This is a genomic window from Streptomyces sp. SP17BM10, assembly GCF_036322405.1.
Taxonomy (GTDB): Bacteria; Actinomycetota; Actinomycetes; order Streptomycetales; family Streptomycetaceae; genus Kitasatospora.
The window spans coordinates 21,899-33,664 of sequence record NZ_JAQYXB010000613.1 but is presented as its reverse complement, the minus strand read 5'-3'; the positions used below and the strand labels follow the sequence as shown (position 1 = coordinate 33,664).

General features: G+C 76.1%; 11 protein-coding genes and 1 tRNA gene. 8 read left to right on the top strand and 4 right to left on the bottom strand.

Annotated features, from left to right (window positions below):
* Window positions 1-229 precede the first annotated feature (229 nt).
* A complete protein-coding gene (locus PUR71_RS23200) occupies window positions 230-379 on the top strand; it encodes a hypothetical protein (protein WP_329929013.1) in 150 nt (49 codons plus the stop codon).
* A gap of 51 nt (window positions 380-430) precedes the next feature.
* On the opposite strand, the gene PUR71_RS23195 is transcribed toward PUR71_RS23200, so the two are convergent.
* From PUR71_RS23195 to PUR71_RS23185, 3 genes are read right to left on the bottom strand one after another with little or no spacing between them, the layout of a single operon-like run.
* Window positions 431-1,321 carry a hypothetical protein gene (locus PUR71_RS23195; RefSeq protein WP_329929012.1) on the bottom strand — a complete coding sequence of 297 codons (891 nt, stop codon included), beginning with the start codon at window positions 1,319-1,321 and terminating at the stop codon, window positions 431-433.
* The gene (locus PUR71_RS23190; RefSeq protein ID WP_329929011.1) at window positions 1,318-2,283 is read right to left on the bottom strand and encodes an SPFH domain-containing protein; all 966 of its coding nucleotides are present in this window, start codon (window positions 2,281-2,283) and stop codon (window positions 1,318-1,320) included. The genes PUR71_RS23195 and PUR71_RS23190 overlap by 4 nt, the downstream gene beginning before the upstream one ends.
* 39 nt (window positions 2,284-2,322) lie before the next feature.
* Window positions 2,323-5,115 carry a penicillin acylase family protein gene (locus PUR71_RS23185; protein WP_443077532.1) on the bottom strand — a complete coding sequence of 931 codons (2,793 nt, stop codon included), beginning with the start codon at window positions 5,113-5,115 and terminating at the stop codon, window positions 2,323-2,325.
* 368 nt (window positions 5,116-5,483) lie between these two features.
* Between PUR71_RS23185 and PUR71_RS23180 the strand changes: the two genes are divergently transcribed.
* Window positions 5,484-5,783: a hypothetical protein gene (locus PUR71_RS23180; RefSeq protein ID WP_329929010.1), complete on the top strand. Its 300-nt coding sequence runs from the start codon at window positions 5,484-5,486 to the stop codon at window positions 5,781-5,783.
* A gap of 266 nt (window positions 5,784-6,049) precedes the next feature.
* Here PUR71_RS23180 and PUR71_RS23175 read toward each other — a convergent pair whose 3' ends face one another.
* On the bottom strand, window positions 6,050-6,889 hold the full coding sequence (locus PUR71_RS23175; RefSeq protein ID WP_329929009.1) for a hypothetical protein: 840 nt from the start codon (window positions 6,887-6,889) through the stop codon (window positions 6,050-6,052).
* A 255-nt stretch (window positions 6,890-7,144) separates the two neighbouring features.
* Here PUR71_RS23175 and PUR71_RS23170 point away from each other — a divergent pair.
* From PUR71_RS23170 to PUR71_RS23145, 6 genes are all read left to right on the top strand, one after another.
* Window positions 7,145-7,221, top strand: a tRNA-Arg gene (locus tag PUR71_RS23170).
* Window positions 7,221-9,440, top strand: coding sequence for a hypothetical protein (locus tag PUR71_RS23165; protein WP_329929008.1), 2,220 nt, complete (start codon window positions 7,221-7,223; stop codon window positions 9,438-9,440). Before PUR71_RS23170 ends, PUR71_RS23165 begins: the two co-directional genes overlap by 1 nt.
* A gap of 86 nt (window positions 9,441-9,526) precedes the next feature.
* Window positions 9,527-10,951, top strand: a complete 1,425-nt coding sequence (locus PUR71_RS23160; protein WP_329929007.1) for a hypothetical protein — start codon at window positions 9,527-9,529, stop codon at window positions 10,949-10,951.
* A 37-nt stretch (window positions 10,952-10,988) separates the two neighbouring features.
* Window positions 10,989-11,306 carry a hypothetical protein gene (locus PUR71_RS23155; RefSeq protein WP_329929006.1) on the top strand — a complete coding sequence of 106 codons (318 nt, stop codon included), beginning with the start codon at window positions 10,989-10,991 and terminating at the stop codon, window positions 11,304-11,306.
* Between the two features lie 79 nt (window positions 11,307-11,385).
* On the top strand, window positions 11,386-11,541 hold the full coding sequence (locus tag PUR71_RS23150) for a hypothetical protein (RefSeq protein WP_329929005.1): 156 nt from the start codon (window positions 11,386-11,388) through the stop codon (window positions 11,539-11,541).
* A complete protein-coding gene (locus PUR71_RS23145) occupies window positions 11,538-11,738 on the top strand; it encodes a hypothetical protein (protein ID WP_329929004.1) in 201 nt (66 codons plus the stop codon). Before PUR71_RS23150 ends, PUR71_RS23145 begins: the two co-directional genes overlap by 4 nt.
* Window positions 11,739-11,766: the final 28 nt, after the last annotated feature.

Below are 11,766 nucleotides of genomic sequence, written 5' to 3'. Positions count from 1 at the left end.
CGCTGCCTGAACGTCGCCGGCCCGGGCCCGACCTGGGACAACAAGACCCCGGTCATCCTGTTCGACTGCGTCCCCGGCGCCGGCAACGAGAAGTTCGTGCCGACCGCCTGATCAGGGACGGAGCCCCGTCGGACACGGGTCCCCGCCGGAAGCGACGCGCTTCCGGCGGGGGCCCGTGTTCACCCCGGCGGTTCCCCGGCTTCGGCCCGTGTTCCCGTGCCGGGGGCCCATGCGCGAGGGTCGTGGACAAAGCGGCACCTTCTGGTCCGGCGGCTCCTACCTGAAGGTCCAGGACGACGGCGACCTGGTCGTCTACAAGGCCGACGGCGGCGAGGGCATCGGCGGCGCCATCTGGAGCAGCAACACCCTCGTCACGTAGCACCACATGGCCCTGTTCCTCCGTTTCGACGGGGGAGCAGGGCCGTGCTTCTCAGCCCAGCAGGCGCAGCCTCGTCGCGGCGACGCCGACCCGCACGCTCTGGCCCCAGGTGAGGTCGAGGGCGTCGGACTCGATGCCGTCGCCGAAGGCGACCAGGTGCTCGGACTCCACCGTCAGCGCCAACTGCCGCCCGCCGTCCAGCAGTCCGTGGACCCGGCTGGTGCCGGTGGCGGGGGAGGGCCAGGCCTCCCGGACGAACCAGGCCAGGGTGGGGGCGCCGGGCGCGGGCAGGGCCAGCGGCGCACCGCGCTCCAGCCACGCCGAGCGGCACCAGCCGGTGGCGCCCGTGCCGGTGCCCACCAGCACGCCCGACGACGCCTGCGGCTCGGGGGCGTCGTCCACGCGGAGCCGGTAGCGGGCCGTCTGGTGGCCCGGCTGGCCCACGTACACCTCGTTGAGCGCGAGCAGCCGCTGGCCGTCGTCCGCGACCGCCTCGACCATCGTCCGCTCCTCCACCGACCCGCCCCCGCCCGCCGTCGCCCGCAGCAACGGCCCCAGCACGTCCGCGCGGTGGCGCACCAGCACCCCCGGGTTGCGCCCCGGGTCGGCGTCCACGCCGATCACCGGCTGCCCGGCCAGGTACTTCGCGGCGTTCGCCACCAGCCCGTCCTGGCCGACCACGACCACCACGTCCCCCGGCTCGAACAGGAACCGCGGCAGGTCCGCCCGTTCCACCCGGGTGCGCCGCCACTCCAGCGGCACGGCCGCCGCCGCCTGCGCGAGCGCCGCGCCCTGGCGCAGGTGGCGCTCCTCGACCTCCTCGGCCGAGCGGCCCCGGGAGGCGAGGAAGAACGCCGCCTGCCCGGGCGTGCCGTGGCGGGCCACCAGCTCCTCGTACTCGGTGCGCCGGTGCACCAGCACCACGCGCGGGGCGAGCGTCACCGGTCCGCCCCCGCCGCGCCGGGCGCCCCCAGGCGGGCCAGCAGCCCGGTCAGCACGTCCGGGGTGAGCGTCACGCTGTCGATGCGCGGCAGGTGCTCGGCCAGCCGCATCAGCGCCAGTGCCCGCAGCACCGCCGGGTCCGCCTGCTGGTGGGCGCCCAGCCACGCCGCCTCCGCCGCCGCCCGGGCCTCGCCCAGCTCGCGCGCGGCCTCGGCCTCGGCGGCGGCCAGGCGGGTGCGGCGCAGCGCCTCGGCGTCGGTGCGCACCCGGTCGGCGACCGCCTCCTCCTCGGCCTCCAGGCGCCGGTTGGCGCCCTGCCGGGCGAGCAACTGCTCCTCACGGCGGGCGAGTTCGATGCGGTTGGCGAGTTCGTTCTCGGCGATGCCGCGCTCGTGCTCGACGGCCACCGCGCGCCGCTCGAAGGTGGCCCGGTCGGCCTCCTGCTGCACGAGTTCGCGGGCCGGGGTGCGCAGCGCCCGCTCCACCTCGGGTTCGGGCCGAAGCGCCACGACGCGCACGGCGATGACGGCGAGGCCGGTCTCGGTCAGGCGCGGTTCGCCGGCCAGGCCGTGTGCCATGCGCTCGCGCACCGCGTCGACGCCGTCGGCGAGGGCGGCGGCGAGCGGGGTGCGGGCGAGCAGGCCGAGGGCGTGCTGCTGGGCGGTCTCGGTGAGCAGGGTGGCCAGCTGGTCCAGCGGCGCGGCCCGCCAGGCGCCGCTGTCGGGGTCGATGCCGAAGTCGACGCGGGCGGCGGCGGTGGCCGGCTCGGTGATCCGGTAGGTGAGGGTGGCCTGGACGGTCACGTCCTGGAAGTCGGCGGTGCGGGCGTGGAAGAGCATCGCGAGCTCGCGGTCGTCCACCGGGACCTCGGAGATCGCGGCGGTCAGCGGCCGGAACCAGAACGCCAGGCCCGTGCCGTCGTGCGCGAACCCCTTTTCGTCGCCTTGACGATATGGGGCCACCCCCCTTCTCGTCAACCAGACGAGAAGGGGGGCGCTCTCTCAGCGGTGGGCCGGGAACTGCACCACCTGCTGGTAGGTCGGACGGTTCTGCCAGGTGGTCTTCGCGTCGGTGACGCCGCCCAGCGGGCGCTGGACGATGGTGTCGGCGCACCACTGGTCGCCGGCCGCGCAGTCGCCGTCGCCCGGGTAGACCTGGGCCGGGGTCCGGGCGGCCGCCTGCTTGAGGGTGTTCAGCAGGACGCTCCGGCAGGCCGCGAGGTCGCCGCCGCCGCAGAACGGGCGCGCCAGCGGGCCCGCGACGCCGTCGCCGAGGACGGCGCGCAGGTCCTTGTCCAGGTAGCTCCACCAGCCGTACTGGAACGACGAACCCTTGTGCGGGATCGCCTCGTTGGCGCTGACCGGGCCGCTGCCGCCGCTGCCGCCCGAGGGGGACTCGTCGACCTGCAGCGCCCCGGTGAGCGCGGTGAACAGCTGGTCGCCCAGGCCCGGGCGCATGACGCCGTCGGCCAGCAGCGGCCACCACGCGTCCAGGACCCGGATCGCGTCCGCGTCCGCGTACTTCCCGCTGCCGGGCGAACTCTCGTGCCGCGTGCCGCCGTCGGCCAGCCACGCCTCCACCTGCTGGAGCGCGGCCAGGGCGTCGGGGTCGGTGACGGGGGCGCTGCGCAGGACGCGGATCAGGTCGGGCAGGACGTCCTCGGCACGCAGGTCGGCGAGGGCCGCGCCCTCCATGGCCTGGGTGAGTGCGACCCGGCTCACCTTTCCGCCGTTGGCGAGCAGGGACTTGACGCGGGCGTCCAGCAGGTTGGCCCGGTGCACCGAGCCGTTGCCGAAGCCGGCCGCGGTGTAGCCGGTGGCCTGCTTGTTGTTCCAGGAGACGTAGTAGTCCTGGTTCACCGACTGCGGGTGCTGGGCCGGCGGGGTGTAGCGGGCGGTGTTGGCCGCCGGGTCGAAGCCGGCCCACTCGTAGGCCGGTTGGGCGAGCACCGGCAGGCCCGGGTCGACGCCCGGCGTGCGCACCGGGTTGGACCCGGAGTTGTAGTAGGCGATGTCGCGCGAGTCGGCGTAGAACCAGTTGAACGTGTAGTTGACGTCCTGCGCCGCCTGCTGGAAGCTCGCCGCGTCGTGCACCGCCGCCGGGTCGTTGAACTCCTGGAAGCCGATGATGGAATCGGCCTCGTGCCGGTAGGTGGAGCGCAGCGAGGTGAACGCCACCGGCGCCCCGCCGACCGTGCCGCGGGCGCTCACCAGGCCGTAGTTCGTGCGGTACGACACCAGCGTGTAGGAGCCGGCCGGGGTGGAGTCGGCGGTGGTCGGGCTCCAGGCGTCCTTGCGTTCCAGGCGCTCGAAGGGCGTGCACGTGCCGTGCCACAGGTAGGAGTCGGACGCGGTCGTCACCGGTGAGCCGTCGCTCGTGCACAGCGGCACGGCGTAGGTGTCGGTGATGTCCTGCCCGGCCGAGGTGGCGCTCCACGCGTAGTCCTGCCCGCGGCCGAGCTCCACGTAGAAGCTCAAGCCCGCGAACGCCGCGCCGCGCGCGCTGATGCCCGGGCCCTGCAACTCCTCCAGCATGAGCAGCTGGGGCGCGAAGTAGCCGGTCTGCGGCCCGAACACCGCCACCGGGTGCCCGTCGTCGGTGTGCGCGCCCGAGACCAGCAGCGCGTTCGACATGCCGTGCTTCGCGCTGAGCAGGTTGCCCGGCAACACGCCCTTCGCACCGGTCGTCGCCGTCCGCGCGGAGCCGGTGGCGTCGTAGACCTCCGGCTCGTCCACCACCGACCCCGGGTCGGGCATCGCGACGCCCCGCGGGTCGTCGGGCACCGTCGCGTACGGGAACGCCTGCCCGTCGTGCAGGGTCTGGACGGCCTCCGGGTCCTCCGCCTCGCGCAGCGAGCGCCACACCGCGTCGCCGGCGTCCTTGCCGTAGCGCGCCTCGGCGGCCGACTTGACCTGCGCGGAGGCGAGTTCACCGCCGCCGCCGGAGCCGAACAGCGCGCCGATGACGGAGGCGAGGGCCACCAGGTCGGTCAGCGTGAACGGCTGGATCGACCCGGCGTTGGTGATCGGGTCCACGTGCCCCGTCAGGTCGTACTCGCCCGGGAACGTCCGGGAGTCGTACGCCTGCTGGACGTACCTGTTGATCCCGTCCAGGTACGCCGAGGCGTCCGCGAGCGCCTGCGCCGCCCGCCCGCCGCGCGAGGACAGCACGTCGATCTGCTGCTGCAACTCGGCCTCGGTGTACGGCGCCGCGCGCCAGAACGTCTGCTCCAGCTGCCGGTTGGCCGCCGCGCCGCCCGCGAAACCGGACAGCTCGCCGCGCCCGACGTGCCGGAACAGGTCCATCACCCACAGCCGGTCCTGCGCGGCCGCGTAGCCCGCGCCGAACTCGGTGCCGTAGCGGGTGGTGCCGGTGACGTGCGGCACGCCGGTGGCCTTGTCGCGCACGATCGTCACGTCCGGGCGCGGACTGGTCGTGCTCGCGACCTGGTCGGCCGGCACCCCGAACGACGCGTCGTTGAAGAAGCTCCGCAGCCCGGCCTCGGTCAGGCCCGGGTAGCCGGAGGCGAGCGCGGCGTACGGGCCGAGCTGGTCGTCGGTGTGGGCCGGGCGGGTGCCGAACACCCGGTTCAGCAGGATCTCGGCGAGGGTGGCGTTGCCGTTCTCGCCCGGCGGCAGGATGTCGTTGCAGCGGCCCTGGCAGTAGTCGCCCGCCACCGCGGCGGCGGGCGCGGCGGCGGTGGGCGTGGTGACGAGCGCGGGCGCGAGGAGAAGAGCCGCCGCGAGTAACGCGGCGAACAGCCGGGGGAGGGGGAAGTGGGGGTGTCGGGGCACGTCGAGCTCCTGGGTGGGGAAGCTTCGGGGCCCTCGACGGTAAGGGGGTTACCGGCCGGTTTTCTAGTGGCGTGCACGCCGCTTCACCGTTTCACCACCGTGATTGACGCTGCGTCAGTCCGGTGTCGTCGTCTCCCGTCAGCGGCAGCGGCTCCGCCGCAACGCCGCCACCACGGCCCCCACGCGTCGCACTCATGCCGCACAGCGTCGGCCCAACGGCCCTGCGCCCCGGCCGACTTGACCCTTCCGTAGCCGACCTGTCGCTCTTTGGCCGGGTTCGTTCAACACCGTCCCGGGGTACATTCGGGCCAAAGGTGCCGGACACCGGCACCCACGGGGGGAACCGGAAGGCCGGGACAGTGCTGATCGTGCTCGTTCTGCTCGTCGCGGGCGTCGGCCTGCTCCTGCTCGGCGTCCACAAGCTCCAGGCCGCCGTGCCCACCTGCTACGGCAAGCCCATGTCGCCCGGCGACGTCTGCGAGCCCCGCACCCACGGCTCGTTCTCCGAGGGCATGCCCGAGCCCCACGCCTCCACCTACCGCGAGCAGCTGGACAACCTCACCAGCGGCGGCTGGACCGCGATCGTGATCGGCGCGCTCCTGCTCGCGCTCGCCATCCTGCTGGCCGTGAGCTTCGCCGCCGCCGCCCCCCGCGAGCGCAGCGACTGACCTCCACCGGTGACCACGAGTGCACGCAACGCTGCCCGGCCCGCGCGCACCCGCGGCCCCCGCCGGAGGCTCAGCCCTCATCCCACACGCGCTCGGCGCGTTGGTGGCCTTCTGCAGCCCGCCGCCGCTGTCGCAGCGCGCGAACGAGAAGTCGCCCCGGCCCACCCACCGCCCCTCGACGCCGTACGGCACGCCGTCGTGCACGCAGCCGATGACCACGCGGGACACGTCGTACCCGGGACACGTCGTCGACCCGCCGCTCCCGGTCAGTGCGCCTGCGAGGCCACGAAACCGTTCAAGTCCGTGAGCGCTGCCGAGAGTCGGCCGGCGCTGAGCCTCTGCCCCGTCGCGCTCGTGGCCAGGAGGTATCCGAGCGCGGCCTGGCAGGTGCTCGCCGCCGCGGGGCCCGGCAGCGCACAGCTGATCGACTGCGCCGCCCCGCCCGTGCCCGCCAGGGTGACCAGGGCGAACACCCGCCCCGGCGGTGTCCCGGCCGGCGCCTGCCCGCTCGCGGCGAGGTTCGGCTCCCGCGTGCCCGCCGGGACGGACACCGCCGCCGCGTACAGGTGCGGGTCCCCGGTGCGCACGGCGTGCACGACGTCGGCGCTCTGCCGCGGCGGGGCCAGGCACTGGCCGCCGGGCGGCACGGCCTGCGGGATGAAGGGACAGGCCAGGTCGACGTCGGTCTGCACGCCGCCGCTGTCGAACACGGCCTGCACGAGCGAGGTGAACGACGCGCCGGGCGGATCGGCCGCGTGCGCGCCCGGGTGGACGTACACCTGCTCGCCGCCGTCCCCGGCGAAGAACACGACGTCGCACGTCCAGCCGCCCGGCGCCACCACGTACTGCGCGTCACCGGGGTACCTGGCGCCGAACACCGCCGCGCCCGGCGGCAGGGTCACCCCGTCCGGGAGCGTGACCTGCGCCGCGAGCGCCTTGAGCGGCGGCATGCCGGGCCCGGTCGACTCGTCCGGACACGCCTGCACCGCCACCGTCCGTGACCCGCTGTCCCCGGCCGCCACCGCCGGCCCGGCCCCGCAGACGGCGGCCGCCAACCCCGCCGCCGCCACGACGACCCCCACGCGCGAACCGATCCTGCGACGCATCGCGCACCTCCCTGGGCGTGCGGGCGAGCCATACCGCCAGGCTAGATCCGGCCGCCCGACCCCGCTCGACGGCTACGCTCCGTCACATCGGGCGGTGCCGGCGGGCGGAACCTGGGACGAAACCTCAATCTGTCATCTAGGGTTACTGTTCGTCATTCCGCGCTCGGGACAAAGCGTGCCGCGGGGGAGTCCTGACCAGCCGGAATATCCGCTTGCACCGCCGCCGCCCGCCCCCGTAAGGTCTCGCCGCAGCGACGACGTGTAGCTCAGCGAGACAGAGCACCAGGCTTCGGTCCTGGAGGGCGCGGGGGCAGGGCCCGCCACGTCGGCCATGGACACCCACGCTGAGCAGCAGCCGCCACGGGCCGCCACCACGCCGGCCGTCTCCACCGACTTCGCCCACGGGCAGCTGGCCCGCGCCTTCGCCACCGCCGTCGCCCACCCCGACCCGGCCACCCGCGCCCGCGCCGAACAGCGCGCGGCCGGCTGGCGCGAGGTGCTGGCCGCCATGCGGTCCGGCCACCTCGACATCGGCTCGCGCACCCCGGTCACCGGCCTGCCCGCCTGGGTCACCCCCGAGGTCCTGCACGGCGGCTTCGCCACCGGCCGCGCCCGCGCCGAAGGCCCCCTCCAGCCCCACGAGGCCGACGCCTGCCGCGCCGCCGGCATCCCCGAGGGCCGCGCCGAACTCTTCGCACACTCCCTCACCGAGCCCGGACTCTCCCACCTCTGGCACCTGCTCGACACCGGCCGCTACCGCATCACCGTGCCCGAGGAAGCCGCGCTGCTCACCGTTGCCTGGCTGGTCCGCGCCGGCGCCCAGCGGGCCGCGCTCGACCTCGTCGACGTCCTGCGGCCCTTCGCCGCCCGCCTGCGCTTCACCCCGCCGCCCGGTGACGCCCCGTCGGCCGAGCCGGACGCCGTCCACCGCCGCACCGCCGGCGAGGCCTCGGCCGCCCTCGCCCGCCGCACCCCCAACCGCGCGGTGGAGGCCCAGCGCGAGGCCATCACCGTCTGGGCACCCTTCGCCGACGACCTCCTCACCCACTGGCTGGCCGCCGACGACCAGACCCCCGACGACCCGGCCCCCGGCGACCAGACCCCCGGCGACCAGACCCCCGGCGGGCCCTGGCACCGCAGCGGCGCCGAACTCCTCCTGCGCTACCGCACCCTCGCCGCCGCCCACCCCCTGTGCGGCAAGCACCGCAACCCCCGCGAGAACCTCGCCATCCTGCGCACCGCACTCGAACTGACCGTCACCGGCAAGCGGTTGGACCCCCGCACCCGCGGCCTGCTGCGCCACGCCGTCGACTCGATGGTGCGCCGCCGCGGCCTGCCCGGCTCCGTCCAGCACACCGCCCTACGCCACGCCCAGGCCCGCCAGGCCGCCCAGCCCTCCCACCACGCCGTCGCCCAGCTGCTCATCGCCCGCCTCGCCGCCCACCCCCGGCACGACGGCCTGGCCGACCCGCAGGCCCTCCTCGCCCCCGTCGCCGAGGCCGAGAGCACCGCGATCCCGGCCGGCACCGCCGTCCCGCCCGCCCTCCACAAGCCCGTCCTCGCCGCCACCAGCGCACCCGTCGAAACCCTCATCGCCCGCGGCCTGGTGCCCTCCGCCGAAGTCCTGGCCGAACTCGCGCCCCAGCTCGCCGCCGTCACCGAGGCCTGCGCCCACCCCGACCCGGCCCTGCGCGCCCTCACCGCCGCCGGCCACAAGGCGTTCGCGGGCCGCCGCTCCCTGCTCCTGCTCCACTACGCCCGCCAGGTCCGCGCCGAGGAACTCCCCTGGAACGCGGCCGTGCGCCCGCACCGCACCACCGACGACACCACACGCGACGCCCACCTCGCCACGCTGCACCGCCTCGGCGCCCTGGCCGTCGCGACGTTCCCCGGCACCCTCCTGCCCAACCCGCTGATCGGCGAACTGTCCGCGCTCGCCCGCGAGAGCGGCGCCGACCTGCCCTTCGTGGAGGAACTGGCCGCCGACATCTTCATGGGCGGCTTCAGCCCCAAATATCTCCAGGCCGCCCGCATCGCCGCCGAACTCCTCGAAAACTCCCTCTACGAGCGCTACTTCGGCATCGACTACGCCGCCGTCTACGCGATGGACGACACCTGGCAGTTCTCCGCCCTGTGCACCCGGCGGGCCGGCCCCACCGGCGCGCCCTGGTCGGTGACGGGCAACGGCGCCGTCATCGAACAGGCCCAGATCCTCACCACCCACAACCTCGCCACCCTCGCCGGCCCCGCCGCCCTCACCCCGCCCGAGGGCTGGGACGTCCTCGCCGAACGCGCCTTCACCACCGCCTGCGGCCTCGCCTCCCACGGCCTCACCACCCGCACCGCCCGCCGCAGCGCCGCCTTCGCATGGCGCCAGACGCTCTTCTTCCTCTCCGTGTGCCCGCCCCGCACCCGCGCGGCCGCCCTGCGCACCCTCACCACCCGCCCCCACCCCGAACCCCTGGCCGGCGCCGTCACCGACCTCGCGCGTCTCGCCCGCGGCGAGGCACCCGCCCACGCCCCGCTCCTCGGCTGGACGCGCGGAGCCTGAGCCCTTACCACCCCGCCCGCCCCACGCGGGCGGACCCGGCGAAATTCCACCCGGCCGCCGCCGGGCGACTGTTACCGTCCCCTCCCATGGCAACGGCGGACGACTACACCCGCAACGTCGAGGCACTGGCCCGGCGCTTCGACGTCGGCTGCCTGGTGGCGCTGCTGCCCCGCGCCCACCGGGCCGCCGCGCTCGCCGAACTCGTCGACGCCGACCCCGACTTCTTCTTCCTCGGCCACGACCACCCGCCCACCGTCACCGACAGCGCCGTCACCGACGGCACCCCGGCCGTTCGCCGCTCCCTGGCCCGCACCGTCCGCGACCCCCAGGCCCAGCACCGCCTGCTCGACCTCGACGACGCCGGCGTCGACGCGCGCCTGGCCGACAACCCGTCCCTCGCCTACCGGGCCGAATGCCGGCTGCGGCTGCGCCGCCCCACCGTCGTCGCGGCCGCCGGCGGCTACCGCCCCGAGCACCACCGCGCCGCCCTGACCTCCGGCGACCCCGACCTCGCCGCCGCCGCGCTGATCGACCGCCGCACCTACCGCTGGGGCGACCCGATCCCGCCCACCGTCTGGGCCACCGCCTGGCGCACCGTGCGCCTGGCCGGCGGCCCCGCCCGGGTCCGGCAGGTCCTGGCCGCCCTGCCGCCCGGCACCGACCCCGACGAGGCGACCCGCCGGATCGCCCGGGCCTGCGCCGAACCCGACCCCGAGCCCTTCCTGGCCACCACCGAGGACCTGCTCACCGGCACCGGCGCCCTGCTGCGCCGCCTGCGCCGGATCCGCACCGCGGCCGACGCCCGCCGCGGCCGGGCGATCCTCGGCGAGCCGTACCGGGTGGACTGGGCGCTCGTCGCGTCGGCCGGCCTGTCCCGCCGCCTGCCGCGCCAGGCGGCCCGGCTGCTCGCCCGCCACCCCGACTGCCCGTCCGACGTCGCCCGCGTCCTGCTCACCGGCCGCCCCGCCCCGCGCCACCTGCCCGCCCCCACGGACACGGGCCCCGCGCCCCGCGCGGACAGGCCGCCGCCGCCCGCCTACCGCCGCCGCCCGCCCGTCCTCGGCCCCCTCGACGCGGCGGACCCGCTCGCCGTCCTGGCCGCCACCCCGGTCGGCACGGACGGCCTGGACATCCACCACGTGTGGTCCGCGATCGAACTGGGCCGCATCACCGCCCGGCAGGCCGTCGACCACGCCCGCCCGGCCTACGCCGTCGCCTGCCACGCCGGCCAGACCTCCGCCTTCCAGGCCGCCACCCGGGAGCCCGGCGGCGGCCGCGCCGCCCTGCACGCCGCCACCCTCGCCCACCTCGCCGCCCACCTCGCCGCCCACCCGCCGGCACCGGGCCTGTGGCGCGAGATCGACGCCCTGATCCGTCCCTTCCCCGGCCCGCTGCCCGCCCTCCTGACCGCCGCCGCGACCCGCGCCCGCACCACGGCCCCGCCCGCGCGCTCGCGTCCGCACCCATGGCCGACGTCATGGTTGACGTCCCGGCAGCCGGGGGAGTCATGACGGGACACCAGGCGCGCGCGGAGAGCAGGAGGCCGGGATGGACCCCGACATAGCGGCGATGGTCAGGGCGGTCGGCGAAGCCAGGACCCAGCTCCGGGACGACGCCCTGCCCCGCGCCCGCACCCGGCGCGCCGACGTCGGCCCCGAGGACCAGGCGGCCCTGCTCGGCGCCCTCGCCGACCTGCTCGACACCGCGCGGGAACTGGCCGCCACGATCGGCCCCCGGATGACCACACCCGACGCCCGCGCCTCCTACGGCTGGGCCGAGAAGCGCCTGCGCGAGCAGGCCGAGAACCTGCGCGCCGACGAACGCAAGCTCGCGCCGCCGACGCCCCCGGGCGAGCCCGCCCCCTGAACGCCGCCGCCCAAACCACCAGTCGCCCGTTCGGGTGCCGGGGGATTGGGCGACGCCCGGCGGTGGCAGAACGCCGGGCATGACCACCCACACCGCCGCCCCGCGCCCGCGCCGCCGCCCCCACCGGCATCCGGCCTGCTGCCGCACCTGGCACACCGAGCACCTCCTGCCCGACGGCACCCCCGTGCGCACGACCTGGCACCAGCCCGCCTGCCAGGCCCGGCCCACCCGGTGACGGGCCGCCGGCCCGACCTCTTCCGCCCCGGCGCCACCGCCGTCCGCCGCGACGTCCACGCCGGACGCGTCTGGACGGCGATGGCCCAGCGGGTGATCGACGACACCGGCGCCACCCTCACCCTCGCCCGCCGTCCCGGCATTCAGAGCCTCGCCCTGACTCGCCGGTCAGCGGGTGGCCGCAGGTCACACAGGTGAAGACGGTCACCGCCCCATGGCGGCCGCC